This is a genomic window from Enterocloster sp. HCN-30185, from assembly GCF_037890305.1.
In the GTDB taxonomy this organism is placed as follows: Bacteria; Bacillota; Clostridia; order Lachnospirales; family Lachnospiraceae; genus Enterocloster.
On the sequence record NZ_JBBKBT010000015.1, the window covers coordinates 1 to 20,474 of the forward strand.

The 20,474-nt window shown below is 47.0% G+C and carries 20 protein-coding genes and 4 tRNA genes; 23 read left to right on the forward strand and 1 reads right to left on the reverse strand.

All coding sequences use genetic code 11. The features are described from left to right. Positions 1–20: 20 nt before the first annotated feature. The 21 genes from WKT10_RS13325 to WKT10_RS13425 all read left to right on the forward strand — a co-directional run bounded on the left by WKT10_RS13325 (position 21) and on the right by WKT10_RS13425 (position 17,005). Positions 21–92 (forward strand) — tRNA-Gly (locus WKT10_RS13325). Between the two features lie 103 nt (positions 93–195). Then, complete coding sequence (locus tag WKT10_RS13330; RefSeq protein ID WP_340277717.1) at positions 196–573, forward strand: VOC family protein; 378 nt, start codon at positions 196–198, stop codon at positions 571–573. A gap of 197 nt (positions 574–770) precedes the next feature. After that, positions 771–1,790 carry an ABC transporter permease gene (locus WKT10_RS13335; RefSeq protein WP_340277718.1) on the forward strand — a complete coding sequence of 340 codons (1,020 nt, stop codon included), beginning with the start codon at positions 771–773 and terminating at the stop codon, positions 1,788–1,790. Then, positions 1,790–2,773, forward strand: coding sequence for an iron chelate uptake ABC transporter family permease subunit (locus tag WKT10_RS13340; RefSeq protein ID WP_340277804.1), 984 nt, complete (start codon positions 1,790–1,792; stop codon positions 2,771–2,773). The genes WKT10_RS13335 and WKT10_RS13340 overlap by 1 nt, the downstream gene beginning before the upstream one ends. Next, positions 2,770–3,522 (forward strand): iron ABC transporter ATP-binding protein, encoded by a 753-nt coding sequence (locus WKT10_RS13345; RefSeq protein WP_178275910.1) that lies wholly within the window; start codon positions 2,770–2,772, stop codon positions 3,520–3,522. The genes WKT10_RS13340 and WKT10_RS13345 overlap by 4 nt, the downstream gene beginning before the upstream one ends. Before the next feature lie 25 nt (positions 3,523–3,547). Next, positions 3,548–4,537, forward strand: coding sequence for a siderophore ABC transporter substrate-binding protein (locus WKT10_RS13350; protein WP_340277721.1), 990 nt, complete (start codon positions 3,548–3,550; stop codon positions 4,535–4,537). Between the two features lie 67 nt (positions 4,538–4,604). Continuing rightward, positions 4,605–5,366, forward strand: a complete 762-nt coding sequence (gene truA / locus WKT10_RS13355; RefSeq protein ID WP_340277723.1) for a tRNA pseudouridine(38-40) synthase TruA — start codon at positions 4,605–4,607, stop codon at positions 5,364–5,366. Beyond that, positions 5,363–6,550 (forward strand): cation diffusion facilitator family transporter, encoded by a 1,188-nt coding sequence (locus WKT10_RS13360; protein ID WP_066549926.1) that lies wholly within the window; start codon positions 5,363–5,365, stop codon positions 6,548–6,550. Before truA ends, WKT10_RS13360 begins: the two co-directional genes overlap by 4 nt. Positions 6,551–6,590: 40 nt before the next feature. Further along, a complete protein-coding gene (locus tag WKT10_RS13365) occupies positions 6,591–7,106 on the forward strand; it encodes an RNA polymerase sigma factor (RefSeq protein WP_066549923.1) in 516 nt (171 codons plus the stop codon). 55 nt (positions 7,107–7,161) lie between these two features. After that, positions 7,162–7,234 (forward strand) — tRNA-Gln (locus WKT10_RS13370). 86 nt (positions 7,235–7,320) lie between these two features. Continuing rightward, a tRNA-Gln gene (locus WKT10_RS13375) sits at positions 7,321–7,393 on the forward strand. Between the two features lie 36 nt (positions 7,394–7,429). After that, positions 7,430–7,502: transfer RNA gene (locus WKT10_RS13380), tRNA-Gln, on the forward strand. Between the two features lie 113 nt (positions 7,503–7,615). Further along, positions 7,616–8,344, forward strand: coding sequence for an acyl-[acyl-carrier-protein] thioesterase (locus WKT10_RS13385; protein ID WP_066549920.1), 729 nt, complete (start codon positions 7,616–7,618; stop codon positions 8,342–8,344). Between the two features lie 15 nt (positions 8,345–8,359). Then, positions 8,360–9,193 carry a CvfB family protein gene (locus tag WKT10_RS13390; RefSeq protein ID WP_066549914.1) on the forward strand — a complete coding sequence of 278 codons (834 nt, stop codon included), beginning with the start codon at positions 8,360–8,362 and terminating at the stop codon, positions 9,191–9,193. Positions 9,194–9,308: 115 nt separating this feature from the next. Further along, complete coding sequence (locus WKT10_RS13395) at positions 9,309–10,166, forward strand: YitT family protein (protein WP_066549907.1); 858 nt, start codon at positions 9,309–9,311, stop codon at positions 10,164–10,166. Positions 10,167–10,360: 194 nt separating this feature from the next. Beyond that, the gene (locus WKT10_RS13400) at positions 10,361–11,473 is read left to right on the forward strand and encodes an ABC transporter ATP-binding protein (protein ID WP_066549900.1); all 1,113 of its coding nucleotides are present in this window, start codon (positions 10,361–10,363) and stop codon (positions 11,471–11,473) included. Positions 11,474–11,623: 150 nt separating this feature from the next. Next, positions 11,624–12,712: a PucR family transcriptional regulator gene (locus tag WKT10_RS13405; RefSeq protein ID WP_066549897.1), complete on the forward strand. Its 1,089-nt coding sequence runs from the start codon at positions 11,624–11,626 to the stop codon at positions 12,710–12,712. A 15-nt stretch (positions 12,713–12,727) separates the two neighbouring features. Then, entirely contained in the window at positions 12,728–13,399 is a 672-nt protein-coding gene (ftsE, locus tag WKT10_RS13410; RefSeq protein WP_340277728.1) for a cell division ATP-binding protein FtsE, read from the forward strand. Between the two features lie 57 nt (positions 13,400–13,456). After that, entirely contained in the window at positions 13,457–14,359 is a 903-nt protein-coding gene (locus WKT10_RS13415; protein WP_340277730.1) for a cell division protein FtsX, read from the forward strand. Positions 14,360–14,378: 19 nt separating this feature from the next. After that, positions 14,379–15,611 (forward strand): murein hydrolase activator EnvC family protein, encoded by a 1,233-nt coding sequence (locus tag WKT10_RS13420; RefSeq protein ID WP_317439378.1) that lies wholly within the window; start codon positions 14,379–14,381, stop codon positions 15,609–15,611. 128 nt (positions 15,612–15,739) lie between these two features. Continuing rightward, the gene (locus WKT10_RS13425; protein WP_081423018.1) at positions 15,740–17,005 is read left to right on the forward strand and encodes a S41 family peptidase; all 1,266 of its coding nucleotides are present in this window, start codon (positions 15,740–15,742) and stop codon (positions 17,003–17,005) included. Positions 17,006–17,100: 95 nt separating this feature from the next. Here the strand turns inward: WKT10_RS13425 and WKT10_RS13430 are convergent, their stop codons facing one another. Continuing rightward, positions 17,101–18,489 (reverse strand): alanine/glycine:cation symporter family protein, encoded by a 1,389-nt coding sequence (locus WKT10_RS13430; protein ID WP_340277733.1) that lies wholly within the window; start codon positions 18,487–18,489, stop codon positions 17,101–17,103. 192 nt (positions 18,490–18,681) lie between these two features. On the opposite strand from WKT10_RS13430, the gene WKT10_RS13435 reads away from it, so the two are divergent. Next, positions 18,682–18,858, forward strand: a complete 177-nt coding sequence (locus WKT10_RS13435) for a hypothetical protein (protein ID WP_167544890.1) — start codon at positions 18,682–18,684, stop codon at positions 18,856–18,858. A 123-nt stretch (positions 18,859–18,981) separates the two neighbouring features. Then, the gene (locus WKT10_RS13440; RefSeq protein ID WP_066549881.1) at positions 18,982–20,469 is read left to right on the forward strand and encodes an AAA family ATPase; all 1,488 of its coding nucleotides are present in this window, start codon (positions 18,982–18,984) and stop codon (positions 20,467–20,469) included. Positions 20,470–20,474 lie beyond the last annotated feature (5 nt).

The following is a 20,474-nucleotide window of genomic DNA, read 5'->3' on the forward strand; positions in this document are numbered from 1 at the left end:
ATATGTGAAATGTACTAAATGCGCGAGTGGCTCAGTGGTGGAGCACCACCTTGCCAAGGTGGGGGCCGCGGGTTCGAATCCCGTCTCGCGCTCTTTTTATTGGCTGGAATTGCTTGATTTTTCAAGAATTTCAGCCATTTTGCATTCTCTGAAAATTGGTAGACAGTTGTAGACAGGAAGAAAGGAAGATCGACCATGAAGCTAAGGAACATTCTTCTTGCAGTAAAAGATATCGAAAAATCAAGGCAATTTTATCACGAACTCTTTGGCCTTCAGACCGTGCTTAATAGTGAAGGAAATATGATTTTAACGGAAGGCCTTGTGCTTCAGGATGAAAAAATCTGGAGAGAAGCTCTGGGAAAGGAGATTATTCCTGAAAATAATTTCTGCGAGTTGTATTTTGAAGAGCCGGAGATAGAAGCTTTTATCTGTAAATTGGAAACACAATATCCGTCGATTCAGTATGTCAATCGGCTTACAGAGTACAGCTGGGGACAGAAGATGGTGCGGTTTTATGACTTGGATGGAAATCTGATTGAAGTAAGAACACCCATGTACAAAGGAAAGCTATAGGCATTTGGAAAACAGCTGCCGAGTTCTGCAAGATAATTCTTGACAAAAAATAAAAGTTAGTGTATTCTAATCGTGCTCATGTGCATCGACTGCGATACTTTAAAAGGTCAGCAGCAGATACACATTTTATTTTATTCAAAAGTTAGATAGAACTAACTGAAAAAGGAGGTACTACTATTAATAGTCGATTTTTAACGGTGATTCTGGCCCTGGCTCTTTTATGCCTGTCTGCGGCATCTTTGTTCATTGGAGTAATTGATCTTACGCCATCCCATTTGATTACGGGAGGGGCAGAGCAGCTTGAGATTTTACTGATTTCCCGTCTTCCCCGCCTTCTTGCGATTCTCTGCACAGGTGTGGGAATGAGCGTAGCAGGGCTGATGATGCAGCAGCTTTGTATGAATAAATTTGTATCTCCTACCACAGGAGCTACTATTTCATCAGCGCAGTTTGGCATCCTTCTGGCACTTTTGTTTATGCCAGGTTCTATACTTTGGGGACGGGCGCTGTTTGCATTCGGAGCAGCGTTGGCAGGCACCTGGATTTTTGTCTGGTTTATTCAGAGGATACCGTTCAAGGATGCGGTTATGGTTCCGCTGGTGGGAATTATGTTTAACAATGTGATTTCCGGAATGACCAGCTATCTGGCATATAAATATGAAATGACACAGGCATTATCTTCCTGGCTGGTGGGACATTTTTCCATGGTTTTAAGAGGAAGGTATGAAATCGTTTATCTGACAGTCCCGCTGGTAATCCTGGCATTTCTTTTTGCCAATCACTTCAATATTGTGGGAATGGGACGTGATTTTTCGGAAAATCTCGGTGTGCCCTATCACCTGATCCTGTTTCTGGGGCTTACCATTTCAGCTATGATCACAGCCTCTATTGTAGTGGTGGTCGGTTCCATTTCCTATATCGGCCTTATCGTTCCCAATGTGATTTCCATGATAAAGGGGGACAGGATCAGAGGTACGCTGACAGATACCGCACTGTTTGGAGCCGTGTTTGTTCTGGCCTGTGACATGATTGGGCGAAGCGTGATTGCCCCTTATGAACTTCCAATCGAATTGATTGTAGGGATTGTAGGAAGTATCCTTTTCATTGCCATTATATTTTACAGGCTGAAGTACGGAAAAAAATCCGTTGTATTCAAGCTTCCTCAGATAAAAAATATGAGAGTTATGGAAGCAGGGAAAGGGAGGAAAATACAGTGATGCAGAAGAACGCTCATAAAACCCGGGCCGGGCTGCTCCTTATGGCAGTTCTGGCGCTTGGCGCGGCAGCCCTTTATATGCTTGTAAATGTGGATTTTGAAAATGAGAAGCTGTTTGCATATGCCATGCGTATTCGTGCTCCCAAACTGTTTGCCATGATGATCACAGCATTTGCCATTGGCGGGGCATCTCTGGTATTTCAGTCCGTTATCAATAATACCATTGTGACTCCCTGCCTTTTGGGAATGAATTCCCTCTATATGCTGATTCATACGGCAGTTATCTTTGCAGCAGGATCAGGCAGTATACTGGCTGTTAATGCAAAGGCAGCCTTTGGAGTGGATTTATTGATCATGGGAACCGCTGCAACGGTGATTTACAGCACACTGTTTAGGAAAACCGGCCATAATGTGCTCTATGTACTTCTGATCGGTACTGTGCTCAATTCATTTTTCGGCAGTGTGCAGTCTGCACTTACGCGGATTATGGACCCCAATGAGTATGACAGCCTTCTTGCAGATCTGGTAGCAAGCTTTGCAAATGTAAATTCTGAAATTATGCTCATTGCGGCTTTAGTGCTGGCGCTTGTGGTGTTTGCTCTGAGGAAGGAGTTAGCACTTCTGGATGTGATCACATTGGGAAAGGATCAGGCAGTTAATCTGGGGGTAGATTATGACAGATGCATCCGTCGTCTGCTTCTTGGAGTGGCATTATTTATCGCAGTGGCTACGGCCATGGTAGGACCGGTTTCCTTTTTAGGACTGATTCTTGCGAATCTTTCCCGTCAGCTTCTAAAGACTTACCGCCACAGCCAGTTGATTTTAGGCTCCGTATTTTTTGGGATCATCATCCTGGTGGGCGGGCAGCTGATCGTGGAGCAGGTATTTACCTATACAGTACCGGTAAGTGTTTTTATTACATTTTTTGGCGGCATTTATTTTCTATATCTGCTGCTTACTGAAAGGAGGCGTCGCGGCCTGTGAGAATTAGAGAACTGATTAAAAAATATGATGGAAAAACAGTGGTGGATTCGGTCAGCTTTCAGATCCCTAGGGGAAAGGTAACTTCCTTTATCGGCCCGAACGGAGCAGGCAAATCTACGGTTATGGGAATGATTTCCAGACTGCTTCAGAGAGACAGCGGGCTGATCGAGTTTGAGGGGAAGGATATCAAAGGCTGGAGGAGCAGGGAGTTGTCCAGACGGCTTGCAATCCTGACCCAGAGCAACCAGATCCAGATGAAACTTACCGTAGAAGAGCTGGTGGCATTTGGGCGTTTTCCCTATTCCGGAGGCCGTTTGACGGATGAGGATAAACGGATAATTGACCGGGCGATTTCCTATATGGAACTGGAGGCCTTCAGGGAGCGGTTCATAGATGAGCTGTCCGGAGGCCAGCGCCAGAGAGCCTATATTGCCATGGTAATTGCTCAGGATACAGAATATATTCTGTTGGACGAACCCACTAACAACCTGGATATTTACCATGCCACGAATCTGATGAAAATGGTGCGCCGTCTCTGTGATGAGCTGGGAAAAACAGTAGTGCTGGTGCTTCATGAGATTAATTATGCGGCCTTTTACTCTGATTATATCTGCGCATTTGCAGATGGAAAAGTAGAAAAATTTGGAAAAGTAGAAGAGGTTATCACAAAAGAGACTTTGTCAAAACTGTACAGGGTAGAGTTTGAGATTATGGAGATTGAGGGAAAACCTCTTTCAATCTGGTATTAAAAAAAGAAAACAGGAGAAATTGAAAATGAAGAAAACAGGATTATTGATACTTGCTGCGGTTATGGTGCTGGGGCTTTCCGCCTGCTCCGGTTCAAATGAGACAAATCAAAGCCAGACGGAGGCTGTTACAAAGGCAGAACCGTCGGTTGTTACCGTTAAAACCTTAAATGGAGATAAGAAGGAGGTGGATTTGGAGGTTCCCTTTGACCCAAAGAGGGTTGCTGTGATGGATATGGCGGCGCTGGACATTTTAGAACAGCTGGGACTGGAAGAACGGGTAGTGGGCGCTTCCGATACTTCCTTAGATTATCTTGAAAAATATATGGAAAAAGAGCAGGTTGCAGCTCTCGGCACGATTAAGGAGGCGGATATGGAGGCAGTGATGGCCAGTGAGCCGGATGTGATTTTTATAGGCGGCAGACTGGCAAAGTCTTATGATGCTTTAAGCGAGATCGCTCCTGTCGTGTATCTGTCCATAGATACCCAGCTTGGAACATTGGAAAGTGTCCGAAAAAATGCCGGGATCATTGCGTCCATATTTGGATTGGAGGAGCAGGCAGACCAGTTGCTTGAGGGATTTGAGGAACGGCTTGCAGCGCTGGCTGGATTTTCAACGGATAAGACAGCGATTGTGGGGATGGTTACAAGCGGAGGTTTTAATGTTCTTGGGAATGACGGCAGATGCTCCCTGATCAGCCGGGAAGCCGGATTTGAGAATATTGGAGTTGATGCAGAGATTGACACATCAACTCATGGAAATGAAGCATCCTTTGAGTTTGTTGTGGAAAAGGAGCCGGATTATGTGTTTGTACTGGATCGGGATGCTGCAGTGGGAACAGAGGGCGCGAAGCTTGCACAGGAGATTATGGAAAATGAGCTGATAATGGGAACAGAAGCGTATCGGAATGGAAATCTGATTTATCTGTCCAATCCGGCTGTATGGTATACCGCAGAGGGCGGTATCCGTGCTCTGGATCAGATGATCGGGGATCTGGAATTTGCACTGTTAAAATAAAGTTGTAATAGCCGGTTTTTTGTACTATAATAGGCGGGATACTTAATAGTTAGAAAGGACAGAGCAGATGAATTACAAGATGATTCTGGCCTATGACGGTACCCGGTACAATGGCTGGCAGAAGCAGGGAAATACAGACCGGACCATTCAGGGAAAATTAGAGCAGATTCTTACCAGGATGGCAGGCAGACCCATAGAGGTTTTCGGCTCCGGGCGCACGGACAGGGGTGTTCATGCGGAAGGTCAGACAGCAAATTTCCATTTAAAGCAGACAGAAGAATATGAAGACAAAAGTTTACAGATTCTGGAATATATCAACACCTACCTTCCTGAGGATATTGCGGTTCTTTCCTGTGAGGCAGTACCGGAACGCTTTCACAGCCGTTTAAGCGCAGCGAGAAAGACGTACCGTTACCAGATTGAGATGAGCCCTAAAAAGAACGTATTTCAAAGAGATTATTATTATGGTCTTGGTTGCAGGCTGGATCAGAAAAAAATGGAAGAAGCGGCAGCGTTTCTTATCGGAACCCATGATTTTAAGAGTTTTTGCGGCAACAGCCGGATGAAAAAATCAACCGTCCGCCGGATAGACTCCATTGAATTTGAAGCAGCGGGAGAGAGCCGCCTGCATATCCGCTATACAGGAAATGGCTTTTTGCAGCAGATGGTTCGGATTCTTACAGGAACGCTCATCGAAGCAGGGCTGGGAAAGAGAGAGCCTGAGCAGATGAAGGCCGTTCTGGAAGCCCTGAACCGCCAGGCAGCAGGGTTTACGGCTCCGGCTCAGGGGCTTTTTCTGGAAAAGGTTGAATATGGTGAGGGAAAATGACAGAATTTCTGGTAAAACATTTTGTAAAAGGATATGAAAATACGGAAAAAGATGAGGTGCGGACTTCCTACGGCATTTTAGCGAGTATCGTAGGAATCTTCTGCAATCTTCTTCTCTTTGGAGCCAAGCTTTTTATCGGGCTTCTGGTAAACAGCGTTTCTGTTATGGCAGATGCATTTAACAACCTGTCCGATGCGGCCTCCTCCATCATCGGCTTTATCGGCGTGAAGATGGCAGGTAAGCCGGCCGATGCGGATCACCCCTTTGGACACGGAAGAATTGAATATATTTCTGCTTTTATCGTGGCATTTCTGGTCATCCAGGTGGGCTTTTCTCTGTTTAAAACATCTGTGGGAAAGATCCTTCACCCGGAGCCTATGACCTTTAAATGGATTTCGGTAGTGATTCTGATTTTATCAATCTGCGTGAAATTCTGGCTTTCCGCGTTTAACCGGAAGCTGGGAAAGCGGATCAATTCAAAGGTGATGCTTGCCACAGCTGCAGACGCAATGGGAGATGTGGTCACAACGGGAGCAGCAGCCCTGTCTCTTCTGGTATTTGGCCTCTGGAATGTAAATATTGATGGCATTACAGGTCTTATGGTGTCAGCAGCAGTGCTTTTTGCAGGCTACAATATTGCAAAGGATACGCTGGCGCCTTTGATCGGAGAAGCCATTCCTCCTGAGGTCTATGAGGAAATATCCAGCTTTGTAGAAGGGTTTGACGGTATTTTGGGTACCCATGATCTCATTGTTCACAACTACGGTCCATCCAAAAGCATGGCCTCTATTCACGCAGAGGTTTCAGCGGGCGCGGAAATTGCAGAATCCCATGCGATCGTAGACCGGATTGAGAGGGAAGCCGCCCGGAAAATGGGACTTTTGCTGGTAATCCATATGGATCCGGTAGAAACAGATAATGAGCGGTTAAATACATACAGGAAAATGCTGGAAAATGTTTTGGCAGATGTGGATGTACGTCTGTCCTTCCATGATTTCCGCATGGTAGGGAAGGATAAAAATGTCTGTCTGATTTTTGATCTGGTGATTCCAAGAGAATATAAAGATGGTGCAGTGGGAAAACTGAGAACAAGGATCAGCAATGAAATGCGCCGGAGAGATCCGGACTGCCGTTGTGCTATTACAGTAGAAAACAGCTACCGTTCAGAAGAAGGAGTAAAGTAGGGTTTCATAAAAAGCTGATCCCTGAAAGGGGATACCATTGATGAAAGAGGAATGGATACAGAAGATCGCGGAGGGAGACAGGGATACCTTCCGCGATTTTTATAAAGAGGCTGCGGGGCCGGTATACAGCTTTATCCTGTCTCTCACAAGGGATGTCCATGAGGCAGAGGATCTGATGCAGGATACCTTCTTATGCGTATGGGACAGGGCAGAGGACTATGAACCGCAGGGAAAGCCCCTGGCCTGGGTGTTTACCATAGCCAGACATCTGTGCTACATGAGATTCAGACAGCGCAGGAGGGAAACGGAGCTTTCTGAATGGGATAAAGAGGAAGAGGGGGAGGTATACGCGGCATTGGAACAGGCGCCGGAACGTAAGGTTTTGTCTGATGCTCTGGCTGCCTTAAGGGAAGAGGATCGGCAGATCGTGCTTCTTCATGCGGCAGCAGGCTTAAAACACAGGGAAGTGGCTTCAGCTTTGGGCCTTCCTCTGGCTACAGAGCTGTCAAAATACAACCGCTCCATGAAAAAGCTTCAAAAAATCCTGCAAAAATAAAAAAAATACTTGACGTGACTCTATAGCTGATATATAATATATAGCGTTGTATTGATGGGCTATCGCCAAATGGTAAGGCAACGGACTCTGACTCCGTCATTTTCAAGGTTCGAATCCTTGTAGCCCAGCTAAAGCATTTTTATAAAAAGTGCTTGACGAAATTTGTTATTCTGTGTATAATGATTTTCGCAGCTGCGGATGCGGCAAAGAATAATGGGCTATCGCCAAATGGTAAGGCAACGGACTCTGACTCCGTCATTTTCAAGGTTCGAATCCTTGTAGCCCAGTTGAGAAGCATATGGCGTCTCTACATAATTAAATAGTGGGCTATCGCCAAATGGTAAGGCAACGGACTCTGACTCCGTCATTTTCAAGGTTCGAATCCTTGTAGCCCAGTTAAAAAGCCTTTAGATGCAGATGCATTTGGAGGCTTTTGTTTTGCCTGAAAGTATGATATACTTACAGAACAGGAGATTTGGCCTGAGGGCCTAAAGCAGAGAGAGGCAGCTATGTATCAGTTTAAGAGCAGGATCCGGTACAGTGAAACAGATGAAACAGGACGGCTGAGCGTACCGGGAATTATCAATTATATGCAGGATTGCAGTACCTTTCAGTCAGAGGATGGCAGAATGGGAATAAGCTATCTGAAGGAGCATCATCGCGCATGGCTTCTTTCAGGCTGGCGGATCGTGATTGACCGTTATCCGAAGCTGGGGGAGGAGATTACTGCGGGAACCTGGCACTGCGGCAGCAAAGGGTTTTACGGGTATCGTGATTTTGTGCTGCTGGATCAGGAAAATAACCCTCTGGTCCGGGCAAATTCTCTCTGGTTTTTCTATGATACAGAAAAAAATATGCCGGTGCGTATCCAGCCAGAAGATATCCTTCCTTACGGAATACCGCAGCCGTCTCAGGATCTGGGAGAAGCACCCAGAAAGATTCTCATTCCGGAGAAATACGAAACAGCAGCAGCTGTAGTGATCGGTCGTCATCATCTTGACACCAATCATCATGTAAATAATTCCCAGTATGTGGAGATTGCAAAGGATGCCATCCCTGTGGGGCTTAAGATCCGTGAAATCCGGGCAGACTATAAAAAGGCAGCTCGTCTGGGCGATACGGTGATTCCCAGAATCACGCCGGCAGGCCAGGGCCAGTGGACTGTGGCCCTTGTAAATGAAACGGGAGAGCTTTATGCAGCGGTATGGCTTGGAGGACAGGAGCAGCCGGGACAGTAAAAGAGGAGCAGACATATGATAGAATTAGGAAAAGTACAGGAGCTTGAGATCGTCAGGACAAAGGAATTCGGCGTATACTTAAGCGAAAAAGCAGGAGATGAGGCAGCAGTCCTTCTTCCGAAGAAACAGGTTCCCCAGGGAGCGCAGATCGGAGATAAGGTGGAGGTTTTTGTATACAAGGATTCCTCGGATCGCTTGATCTCTACCACAGCCAGACCGAAGCTTCAGGTGGGGGAATGTGCCATTTTGGAGGTAAAGGATGTAGGAAAGATAGGAGCATTTTTGGATATGGGACTGGAAAAGGATCTGCTTCTTCCCTTTAAAGAGCAGAGCCATCCGGTGCGTCGGGGAGAAAAATGCCTGGTCTGCCTTTATGTGGACAAGAGCAGCCGTCTGGCAGCTACCATGAAGGTATATTCCCATATGAGCAATCAGTCTCCTTATAAGGCAGAGGATTGGGTGGAAGGTACGATCTATGAGATCAACGAACAGATCGGAGCCTTTGTAGCAGTGGACAACCGGTATTATGGTTTGATCCCCAAAATAGAGATGTACGGCCGTTTCAGAGAAGGCGATCAGATAAAAGCCAGAGTCATGAGGGTTCGTGAGGACGGCAAACTGGATCTGTGCGTAAGGGAAAGAGCCTATGTCCAGATGGGAGCAGATGCAGAGCAGGTTTTAAAGGTCATTGACGAATTTGACGGAGTTCTCCCTTTTAATGACAAGGCGCGTCCTGAAACGATTCTCAGGGAGTTTAACATGAGTAAAAATGCCTTTAAGCGTGCCGTGGGCCGCCTTTTAAAGGAAGGAAAGATAGAGATTACAGAAAAGACCATCCGCCGGATCTGATTGATGTGTGTTTACAGGATACCAGGATCAAACGATCACAGGGTGGAGATTACAGGGCAGTTCTAAAAGGGCTGCTCTTTTTTTACAGAAAGTCCGGACAGAAGGAGGTTTGGTTATGACAGAAAAGAAACAGCAGATCCGGGATTATCTTGCAATTACCGTAGGAACGATCCTTATCGCGTTTGCTATTAAAAATATTTTTGATCCTGTGAGCATGGTAACCGGAGGCGTTTCGGGCGCGGCCATTATTTTAAAAGAACTCTGGCAGGTTCCTCTGTGGCTGACTAATACGGTTTTGAATATCCCACTGTTTTTGGCTGCCTTTCGTATGATGGGCTGGCAGTTTATCGGACGCACTTTGTACTCCACGGCCATGCTGTCTGCGGCTTTGTATGTGCTTCCGGAGATGGGACTTGTGAAGGAAGATATGATTTTATCGGCTCTTTTTGGCGGTGTTCTCAGCGGCGTGGGGACAGGGCTTGTATTCCTTGGAGGCTGTACCACAGGCGGAACGGATATGCTGGCCGTGCTGATCCGGGGAAGGCTGCGCCACTATTCATCGGCACAGATCATGCAGGTTTTGGACGGAGGTATTGTAGCAGCCGGCGCTCTTGTGTTCGGGATCAGGCCTTCTTTATATGCGATGATCGCCATTGTCTGCGTATCCAGAGTTACGGATCGCCTGATCGAAGGAATGAAGTTTTCAAAAGAGGCCTGGATCATTTCAAAACAGGACAAAGAGATTGCGGAAGCGGTGATGGAACGCCTGGGAAGAGGAGTTACCAGCATAAAAGCAGTGGGTATGTATTCAAAAGAAGAGAAAAACCTGCTGTTTTGCGTGGTTTCTCCCAAGGAAATTGTAAAAATCAAGTCAATTGTGCGTGAGTTTGATCCGCATGCGTTTTTTGTTGTCAGCGACGCTCGTGAAGTTTTCGGGGAAGGGTTTATCGAGAAGGAAGACAGGATAACATAATAAACAAAATTTTTTCAGAAAATATTGGAATGTGTTGACAGATTGGATATTTTTTTTATTCGATATACAATTTAGCTAAAACACAAAATTGAACTTTGTGGATTTACAATATGGATTAAAAAGGGACTTTCATGTATGATATAGGCAAGTCGCAAATGAGTTTACAAAAACCCAATTCAGGAGGAAATTATAATATGGCAAGCTTATCCCTTAGAAATGTTACCAAGAAGTACCCCAACGGTTTCGTTGCTGTTAAGGACTTTAACCTTGAGATTGCAGATAAGGAATTTATCATCTTCGTAGGTCCGTCCGGCTGCGGTAAGTCCACTACCCTTCGTATGATCGCAGGTCTGGAGGATATTTCCTCTGGTGAGCTGTACATCGACGGCAAGCTGGTAAATGACGTTGAGCCAAAGGACAGAGATATCGCGATGGTATTCCAGAACTACGCTCTGTATCCTCATATGTCCGTATATGACAACATGGCATTCGGCCTGAAGTTAAGAAAGACTCCAAAGGATGAGATCGATAAGAAGGTTCATGATGCAGCCAAGATCCTGGATCTGGAGCATCTGTTAGACCGTAAGCCAAAGGCTCTGTCCGGCGGTCAGAGACAGCGAGTAGCTATGGGTCGTGCGATTGTCCGCAGTCCTAAGGTATTCCTGATGGATGAGCCTCTGTCCAACCTGGATGCAAAGTTAAGAGGACAGATGCGTGTTGAGATTTCCAAGCTGCATCAGAGACTGGAAACAACGATTATCTACGTTACACATGACCAGACCGAGGCTATGACACTGGGTACCAGAATCGTTGTTATGAAGGACGGCGTGGTACAGCAGGTAGACAGCCCTCAGAATCTGTATGACAGACCATGCAACAAGTTCGTTGCAGGTTTCATCGGCGCTCCTCAGATGAACATGATCGATGCTCAGGTTGCAAAGGCTGGTTCTGACATTACCTTATCCTTCGGCGGTCACACAGTAGCGCTTCCTGCTGCAAAGGGCAAGGGCTTAGAAGAGGGCGGCTACATTGGAAAGACCGTTACTCTGGGTATCCGTCCAGAGGATCTGCATGATGAGGAAGCATTCCTTGAGGCAAATCCAAAGAGCATTTTCCAGGCTGAGATCCGTGTATACGAGATGTTAGGTTCTGAGGTTCTTCTGTACTTCGATATCGATGATGCTAACTTTACTGCAAAGGTAAATCCTCGTACGACTGCAAGACCTGGCGATTCCATCAAGGTTGCTATGGATCTGGATAAGGTACATATCTTCGATAAGGAAACAGAGAAGGTAATCATCAACTAATAGGGCAGCAGATTTCATAAATGAAAAAATCTGATTGTAAAAAAAGGCAGGAGAGGTGACAACTCTCTTGCTTTTTTTGTAATTTTGCATTAAAATATGAAAATAGAGAAAGTGGAAACTTTTGAAATACGTCAAAAAGGAGAGTATGGAATGATTTCAAATCAGATACTCCAGACTACACTGGATGGATTAAAAGCAATCACAAGAATTGATTTAGGTATTTGCGACACAGAAGGAAAGGTGCTGGCATCCACCTTTACAGACGCGGAAGAGTCAGAAAGTTCGATCCTGGTATTTGTGGATTCTCCGGCAGACAGCCAGGTGATCCAGGGATACCAGTTCTTTAAGGTATTTGACGAGCATCAGCTTGAGTATATCCTGCTTGCAAAGGGAGCCAGCGATGATGTATATATGGTAGGAAAGCTGGCTGCATTCCAGATCCAGAACCTTCTGGTGGCCTATAAGGAGCGCTTTGATAAGGACAACTTTATCAAGAACCTGCTCCTTGACAATCTGCTGTTAGTAGATATCTATAACCGTGCCAAGAAGCTTCATATTGAAACAGATGTGAAGCGCGTGGTATTTATCATTGAAACACACAATGAAAAGGATGTAAATGCTCTTGAGACCGTGCGCAGCCTTTTTGCATCCAAGACAAAGGACTTCATTACAGCAGTGGATGAGAAGAATATTATCCTTGTAAAAGAGGTTCGTCAGGGAGAGTCTTACGGAGAGCTGGACAAGACTGCCAACACAATTTTGGATATGATGAATACGGAGGCTATGACAAAGGTTCGCGTATCCTATGGTACGGTAATCAATGATATTAAGGAAGTGTCACGTTCCTACAAGGAGGCCAAGATGGCTCTGGATGTAGGCCGCATCTTCTATGCAAACAAAAATGTAATCGCTTACAGCAATCTGGGTATCGGCCGTCTGATCTATCAGCTTCCCATCCCGCTGTGCAAGATGTTTATCCGCGAGGTATTTGACGGCAAGTCACCGGATGAGTTTGACGAGGAGACCCTGGCTACGATCAACAAGTTCTTTGAGAACAGCCTGAACGTATCCGAGACTTCCAGACAGCTGTATATCCACAGAAATACCCTGGTTTACCGTCTGGATAAGCTGCAGAAGAGCACCGGACTGGATCTTCGCGTATTTGAGGATGCCATTACCTTTAAGATCGCGCTTATGGTAGCCAAATACATGAAGTATATGGAAAGCCTGGATTATTAAAATGAGGTCGGGGAAATGATAGAACTCAGTCATGTGAACAAGGTCTACAGCGAGGGAAACCGGGCTGTGAAGGATCTGAGCCTGACCATAGATGACGGAGAATTTGCCTTTATCGTAGGACGAAGCGGCTCCGGAAAGAGTACGCTTTTAAAGCTCCTTTTAAAGGAGCTTGAGCCTACTTCCGGGCGGATTGTGGTCAATGATATGGATCTGGGGAAGATGCCCCGAAGATATGTTCCGAAATACCGGAGAAAATTAGGTGTGGTCTTTCAGGATTTCCGTCTCCTGAAAGACCTTACTGTCTTTGAAAACGTTGCATTTGCTCAGAGAGTCATCGGCGTGTCGGGAAGGGTGATCCGTGACACCGTGCCCGAGATGCTGCGTCTTGTGGGGCTTTCTGCCAAATACAAGGCATATCCGGCTCAGCTTTCCGGAGGAGAGCAGCAGCGCGTGGCCATTGCAAGGGCATTGATCAACCGGCCGGAGGTTCTTCTGGCAGATGAGCCTACAGGCAATTTAGACAGCTTTAACGCCCATGAAATTATGCATCTGCTGGAGGAGATCAATCAGCGTGGAACCACGATGATCGTGGTGACACACAGCCATGAGATGGTGCAGCAGATGAAAAAACGGGTCATTACCATGGAACGCGGGGCAGTGATTCAGGATGAAGGCGGATCCAGATAAGAAAATGAGGCGCTTAAGCGTCCGGATGGGTCTGCCGGAAAGGCATAATGATTAAAAATGAGTACATTCTGGTATTGCCTGAAACAGGGCATTGCTAATATATGCAGAAATATTTTGTTTTCGCTGGCATCCATAGCGACGATTTCTGCATGTATTTTTTTATTCTGCCTTTTTTTCTCACTGGCAGCCAATGTGATCCATGGCGCCAGGACAGCCCAGGAAACGGTGGGAATCTCTGTCTTTTTCGATGAGGGGATGACAGAGGATGAAATTCTGGCAGCGGGAGAAGAAATAAAAGGCTGGAAAGAGGTGCGTCAGGCAGAGTACACCTCAGCCGAGGAAGCCTGGGATACATTTAAGGCTCAGTACTTTGAGGGAGCCGAAGATTTGGCCGAAGGGTTTGAAAACGATAATCCTCTGGCAAATTCTGCTTCCTTTGAGATTTTTTTAAATGATATTTCCGATCAGGAGTCGGTTGCAGACCGTCTGGAGTCCATAGAGGGAGTGCGCCGGGTGCGTTACTCTAGTACCCTGGCAGCAGGATTTACAAGCGTTGGAAAGATGATCGGGCTGATTTCAGCTCTGATCATCGGCGTGCTTCTTGCAGTAGCTGTCTTTTTGATCAGCAATACTATTTCTGTGGCAGCGGCATTCCGCAGGCGGGAAAATGAGATCATGCGCTATATAGGAGCCACTAACTTTATGATACGGGCGCCCTTTCTGGTAGAAGGCCTGCTTCTGGGACTTCTGGGAGCTCTTGTGCCTCTTGGGGGCATATGGGTTCTCTATGAAAAAGGAATGTTGTATCTGGAAGAAAATTATTCCATGATCACAGGTCTGGTTGAGCCCCTTGCGCTGGGAACCATATTCCCCTATATGACAGGGGGAGCTTTAATGTTAGGCGTCGGAATCGGACTTTTAGTAAGCTTTGTGACGATTCAGCGCCATTTGAGAGTTTAGACAGGATAAACGAGGGCATATGAGAAAAAAGAAGATAGCGGTTTTGGCAGCAGCGGCCGCCTTGACCTTGGGAACGGTATTTTCCTCCTATGCCACCAGTAAGGCCATAGAGGATGCGAAGAAAAAGGTTTCCTCCATGGAGGAGGAAAAGAAAAAGGTAGAATCTGCCTTAAAGGAGCTGGAGGGAAAGAAGTCAGATACAGCGGCCTATGTAAAGGAGCTGGATCGAAATCTGTCCGCCCTGGCAGGGGAGCTTACAAAGCTGGAGGGAGATATTTCCCGGAAGGAAGAGCAGATAGAGGAAGCGAAAGCGGAGCTGGAAACAGCCAAAGTTACGGAGAACCGCCAGTATGAGGACATGAAGCTGCGGATCCAGTATATGTATGAAAATGGTCAGACTGGCCTGTTGGAGTCCATGATGCAGTCAGAGAGCATTGCAGAGCTTTTAAACCGGGCAGAGTATGCCAGCCAGATTACCTCCTATGACAGGAAAATGCTGGAGGAGTACAGAAAAACCAGGCAGGAGGTGGCTTTAAAGGAGGAAGCTCTTAAGACGGAGCATCAGGAGCTTCTTACCCTTCAGGATTCCACGAAGGCAAAGCAGAGCTCGGTAAAGACACTGATGGCTTCCAAGGAGGCAGAGCTGGCTTCCTATGAGACGAAGATCGCTTCTGCACAGGGAGAGATTGACCAGTATAATGCGGATATCAAAGCCCAGGAGGAGCATATGGCCCGTGTGGAGGCGGAGATACGGAGAAAGGAAGAGGAAGCCAGAAAAGCAGAAGAAGCCAGAAGGGCAGAAGAAGCCAAGAAAAATCAGTCTTCTGCCGGTGGGGATAGTACGGTAAAAAAAGGGAACACTAATTTTATATGGCCCTGTCCTGCAAGCGGACGGATTTCATCCGCGTTTGGGGACCGGAGCTCACCGACCGAGGGAGCTTCTACCAATCATAAGGGAATTGACATTCCGGCGCCGTCCGGTTCCTCTATTGTGGCGGCAGCAGATGGCAAGGTAGTGATCTCTACATACAGCTATTCGGCCGGAAATTATATTATGATCGATCATGGCGGCGGGCTTACTACTGTATATATGCACTGCTCTCAGCTTCTCGTGAAGGAAGGGGAGACTGTAAAACAGGGACAGACTATTGCAAAGGTAGGATCGACAGGATATTCCACAGGGCCTCATCTGCATTTTGGCGTCCGGTCCGGCGGAAGCTATGTAAATCCTTCCGGTTATGTAAGTCCATAAAGGGGCATACAGTGTAACAGGACAGAGAGGCCCCTTAAAGGCCAGATAGGAGACAAAAAGTGGAAGATCAAAGATATGACAGACAAAGCGAGAGAGGAAAGGCGGCAGGAAGCCAGAACCGGTTCTGGATGGGAGTTCTTACGGGAGCTCTCGTCATGGCGTTTGTGGGGCTGATCATCGTAGGTATGTCTGCGGGAATCTACCTGTTCGGACGGCGGGTGATCAGCCGTCAGCCTCAGCCCGGCGCTCCCTCTATTACGGAGGAGCCTGCAAAGAGAGTGGACTTTGAGCAGGTGACCTCAAAGATGGAGATGATCCAGCAGATCATAGACCAGGTATTTCTTTATGACGAGGACGCTCAGAATGTAGAGGATTTTATCTACCGCGGTATGATGGCAGGCCTGGATGATCCCTATTCTGTATATTATTCCGAAGAGGATTATAAGCTGATGCAGGAAAGCACCAGCGGCACCTATTCCGGAATCGGGGCTATGATTAGCCAGAACCGCACTACCGGCCTTTGTACGGTGGTAAAGGTATTTGACGGCTCTCCGGCTCTGGAGGCAGGGATGCGGCCGGGGGATGTGGTCTATAAGGTAGAAGATACGTTAGTAGCAGGGGAAAGCCTGGATGTGATCGTGAGCAATTATGTAAAGGGAGAAGAAGGAACTCCGGTGCAGATTACCGTATACCGGGCAGACGAGGACGCCTATGTGGATCTGACTCTTACCAGAAAGAAAATAGAGGTTCCTACTGTGGAGTCCCGGATGCTGGATGAAACAACAGGTTATGTGGCTGTGAGCGAATTTGATCTGATTACAGTAGATCAGTTTAAAACAGCCATTGATGACCTGACGGCAGAGGGAATGAAGCAGCTGGTGATCGATCTGCGGAATAATCCCGGAGGTATATTAGACAGCGCCGTAGCCATGGTGGACTATCTGATCCCGGATGATATGATGGATTTTAAGAAGGGAGAGGGAAAATCGCTCATTGTTTATACGGCTGACCGAAACGGAGAAGGGGAAACCTATACCGCTTCCGATGGCCATGCAGTGGATCTTCCTATCGCCATTCTGGTAAATGGTGATTCTGCAAGCGCTTCGGAGGTGTTTACAGGTGCGATGAAGGATTATGGAAGAGCAGTCGTGGTAGGAACTACCAGCTACGGAAAGGGAATTGTTCAGAATCTCATTCCTCTGGGAGATGGTTCTGCCATTAAGCTTACGACCGCCCACTATTATACGCCGAGCGGTTTTGACCTTCATGAAAAAGGAATTGTGCCGGATGTGGAGGTTCCTTTGGATGAATCCTTAAGAACGCAGGCAGTGATCCGCCCGGAGGATGACAATCAGCTTAAAAAGGCTGTGGAGGTTTTAAATAACGGGCAGTAGGATGAAAATAAAAACGGCAGTGCCGGACGGACTTGAAAGGAAGTCTTACGGTACTGCCGTTTTTATGTTTTTTGGCGGATGGGTTGCTGTACGGTTTATGCGTTCTTTGAGAAATACTCCCGCGTCAGCCGAATTACCGTTCCGGACAGCAGGAAGACAGCAATCAGGTTGGGAATGGACATAAGGCTGTTAAAGGTATCGGCAATGCTCCACAAAAGCCCCAGATCCATAGTAGCTCCGGGAATGGATACCAGAGCGTAGATTACCATAAAGGGCTTTATAAAGGCTGCGGAAAGGAGAAATTCCACACATCTTGCGCCGTAAAGCCCCCAGCCTAAAATGGTGGAGAAGGCAAAGCAGCACATGGCGATCGCGGTAAAAATGGACACCCAGTTTCCGTAGGTAGAGGTAAAGCCCAGGATCGTAAGCTCTGCTCCGGCATCCTGTCCATAGGTTATGGGAATACCGCTGCAGAGAATTACCAGAGCAGTAAGGGTACAGATCACAATGGTATCTGCAAATACCTCAAAAATACCAAACATACCCTGATGGACAGGATCATCTGTATCCGCACAGGCGTGGGCAATAGAGCCTGTACCAAGTCCGGCCTCATTGGAGAAGATGCCTCTGGAAACGCCGCGCTTCATACTGGTAAAGAAGCTTCCTACCACTCCGCCGGTGACAGCAGAAGGAGAGAATGCTCCCTGGATGATTGAGGAAAATACGCCGGGAACATTTTCCAGATGGAAAAATACCACGCCAAAAGACAGAAGAATGTAGAGCAGAGCCATGAAAGGAACCAGCTTTTCCGCTACACTTCCGATGCGCTTGATGCCGCCAAGGAGCACCAGAGCGACAGAGGAAGCCAGAAGGATGCCCATAGCCAGATTAAAGGTACCGACAGCAGAGTCAGGCAGGATGCCGTAGCCTGTGAGGGCAGACCGGACAGCCGTTGTGATGGTGTTGACCTGAGTGGCATTTCCGGTTCCGAATACAGTAAGGATACCGAAAATGGAAAAAAGATAGGCGAGCCACATCCATTTTTTCCCAAGCCCATTTTTGATATAGTACATGGGACCTCCGGCCAGATCGCCGTCCGGATTAGTTTCCCGGAAATGAACCGCCAGAGTAACCTCGGAAAATTTGGTGCACATTCCTAAAAATGCGGAAATCCACATCCAGAATACAGCGCCCGGACCGCCGATGGCAATAGCTCCGGCTACACCGGCGATATTTCCCGTACCCACAGTAGCCGCAAGGGCAGTACAGACTGCCTGGAAGGGGGTAATGGCGCCTTCGGAGGCATCTTTTTTGCTGAACATGCGGCCCAGAGTGGTGCGGATGGCATAGGGAAAGCGGCGGATCTGGATAAAACGGGTGCGAAGGCTTAAGAAAAGTCCTACTCCGATGATGCAGATCATGGCCGGTACTCCCCAGATAAAGCTGTTTACAGCTGTGTTTACGGAAGTAATAAATTCGATCATGATTATCCTTTTTAACCCTTTCTTTTGTACTGCATTTCATTATAATGGTAAAGTTTGCTTTATGTCAAACGATATAGAAGAAAAAGGGATATTTATACAACCTTAATACAGGCATTATGGATACTTATGCCGCTTTTATACAGCACAGGGTATAATAAAATAAAAAAGCAGAAGTAAGGGGATGTGAAGAGGATGAAAGAAATTATTCTGCTGGGTGCTTTGGCTGTACTGTATAAAATAGGCGGCCGTCTGTTTGACAGGCTGGATCATTTCTTCGAAGGACTTATGCCGCCTCGGGAGTCTTCGTATGAGCCTGAGGAAAGAAATCTGGAAGACGGTTGGAAAATAGAAAAAATGAAACATGCATAAAGGATGTATAAAGAAAATCGCTCCGCCGGTTGTTGGCGGAGCGATTTCATGTTACACTAAAAAGGCACGGTTTTGGAAAAGATTCCTGGCCGTAGATCTTTGTACAAAAAGGGGAATTTGATTATGCCAGTGTTTGATTTTAACCATACGCCGGAAACGGAAGATACAAAGGGAGCAGAGTGTACATACAGTATTTTTTATTCGGATGCTCCTCAGGCAGCGCCGGAGCAGCCGATTCTGGTATTAGACACAAAAGGACAGCAGTGGGAGCATCACACCTGCGGTCTCTTTACCAATCCTGTAAGGGGAACTGCTTTTGAGTTTAAGGATGGAGGCGAAACGGTCAGTGGAAATATTTTAAAAATAGACGCCCGGTTTGTAAGCCTGATCCGGTGGCTGGGGGAAAACCATATCAATGTGCGTCTGTCCGGAGAGAACAGGGAGGAAGGCTATTCCGTTTACCGCATCCGTGAAACAGCCTTTGGGGGAGGAACCAAGCTTTCAGCAGAGGACGGCTTTTTGCAGTTTATGATTGAGCGTCTGTTTGCCAGCAGTGCGCCTTCTGAGACAGAGGAGGAAGAGGAAACTGAAGAAGGAGATGATATGAAGCTTACCAGTCTCCAGAGCATTACGGATTTTATGACCTGTGCAGGAAAGACCCTTCCGGATCACATCCGTCTCTGGGCAAGAAGAAACCTGGCAGTGGCAAAGTCACATGAGGTATCCCCGGAGGAGCGCCGCCATGCTCAGAGAGCGCTGTCTATTATGATGAACGTGCGGTGGAAGCATGATTATTTTGAAGCCATTGATCCGGTAGAGGCAAGACGGATTTTAGATGAAGAGCTTTACGGCATGGAGCGGGTAAAGCAGAGGATTATAGAAACCATTATCCAGATCAACCGAACTCACACGCTGCCCGCATACGGCCTTTTGCTGGTGGGGCCTGCGGGTACGGGAAAATCCCAGATCGCTTATGCGGTGGCAAGAATCTTAAAGCTGCCGTGGACAACTCTGGATATGAGCTCCATCAATGACCCGGAGCAGCTGACAGGAAGCTCCAGAGTCTATGCCAACGCAAAGCCGGGAATTATCATGGAGGCATTTTCCATGGCAGGAGAGTCCAATCTTGTATTTATCATCAATGAACTGGACAAAGCGGCTTCCGGAAAAGGAAATGGAAATCCGGCAGATGTGCTTTTAACCCTGCTTGACAATCTGGGCTTTACGGATAACTACATGGAATGTATGGTGCCTACCTCAGGCGTATATCCCATTGCCACAGCTAACAATAAGGAGCAGATCAGCGCACCATTAATGTCCCGTTTTGCGGTGATCGATATTCCGGACTATACATTGGAAGAAAAAAAGATCATTTTCTCAAAATTTGCTCTGCCAAAGATCCTGCGCCGCATGAGCCTGCGCAAAGAGGAGTGTATCCTGACCGAAGAGGCTCTTGATACCGTAGTGGAGCTTTATTCAGATACGAGCGGAATCCGTGATCTGGAGCAGGCTGCGGAGCATATCGCTGCCAATGCCCTGTATCAGATCGAGGTGGATCATCTTGAAAAGGTGGTATTTGACGGAAAAATGATCCGGGAGCTTTTGGGATAATAACC

Bases quoted from the DNA above. Each gene is read 5' to 3' on its own strand.
- WKT10_RS13420 (WP_317439378.1), top strand. From the start codon at position 14,379: ATGAGAAAAAAGAAGATAGCGGTTTTGGCAGCAGCGGCCGCCTTGACC.
- WKT10_RS13340 (WP_340277804.1), top strand. From the start codon at position 1,790: ATGCAGAAGAACGCTCATAAAACCCGGGCCGGGCTGCTCCTTATGGCA.
- ftsE (WP_340277728.1), top strand. From the start codon at position 12,728: ATGATAGAACTCAGTCATGTGAACAAGGTCTACAGCGAGGGAAACCGG.
- WKT10_RS13430 (WP_340277733.1), bottom strand. From the start codon at position 18,489: ATGATCGAATTTATTACTTCCGTAAACACAGCTGTAAACAGCTTTATC.
- WKT10_RS13425 (WP_081423018.1), top strand. From the start codon at position 15,740: ATGGGAGTTCTTACGGGAGCTCTCGTCATGGCGTTTGTGGGGCTGATC.
- truA (WP_340277723.1), top strand. From the start codon at position 4,605: ATGAATTACAAGATGATTCTGGCCTATGACGGTACCCGGTACAATGGC.
- WKT10_RS13350 (WP_340277721.1), top strand. From the start codon at position 3,548: ATGAAGAAAACAGGATTATTGATACTTGCTGCGGTTATGGTGCTGGGG.
- WKT10_RS13435 (WP_167544890.1), top strand. From the start codon at position 18,682: ATGAAAGAAATTATTCTGCTGGGTGCTTTGGCTGTACTGTATAAAATA.
- WKT10_RS13395 (WP_066549907.1), top strand. From the start codon at position 9,309: ATGACAGAAAAGAAACAGCAGATCCGGGATTATCTTGCAATTACCGTA.
- WKT10_RS13330 (WP_340277717.1), top strand. From the start codon at position 196: ATGAAGCTAAGGAACATTCTTCTTGCAGTAAAAGATATCGAAAAATCA.
- WKT10_RS13365 (WP_066549923.1), top strand. From the start codon at position 6,591: ATGAAAGAGGAATGGATACAGAAGATCGCGGAGGGAGACAGGGATACC.
- WKT10_RS13405 (WP_066549897.1), top strand. From the start codon at position 11,624: ATGATTTCAAATCAGATACTCCAGACTACACTGGATGGATTAAAAGCA.
- WKT10_RS13390 (WP_066549914.1), top strand. From the start codon at position 8,360: ATGATAGAATTAGGAAAAGTACAGGAGCTTGAGATCGTCAGGACAAAG.
- WKT10_RS13415 (WP_340277730.1), top strand. From the start codon at position 13,457: ATGAGTACATTCTGGTATTGCCTGAAACAGGGCATTGCTAATATATGC.
- WKT10_RS13360 (WP_066549926.1), top strand. From the start codon at position 5,363: ATGACAGAATTTCTGGTAAAACATTTTGTAAAAGGATATGAAAATACG.
- WKT10_RS13400 (WP_066549900.1), top strand. From the start codon at position 10,361: ATGGCAAGCTTATCCCTTAGAAATGTTACCAAGAAGTACCCCAACGGT.
- WKT10_RS13385 (WP_066549920.1), top strand. From the start codon at position 7,616: ATGTATCAGTTTAAGAGCAGGATCCGGTACAGTGAAACAGATGAAACA.
- WKT10_RS13440 (WP_066549881.1), top strand. From the start codon at position 18,982: ATGCCAGTGTTTGATTTTAACCATACGCCGGAAACGGAAGATACAAAG.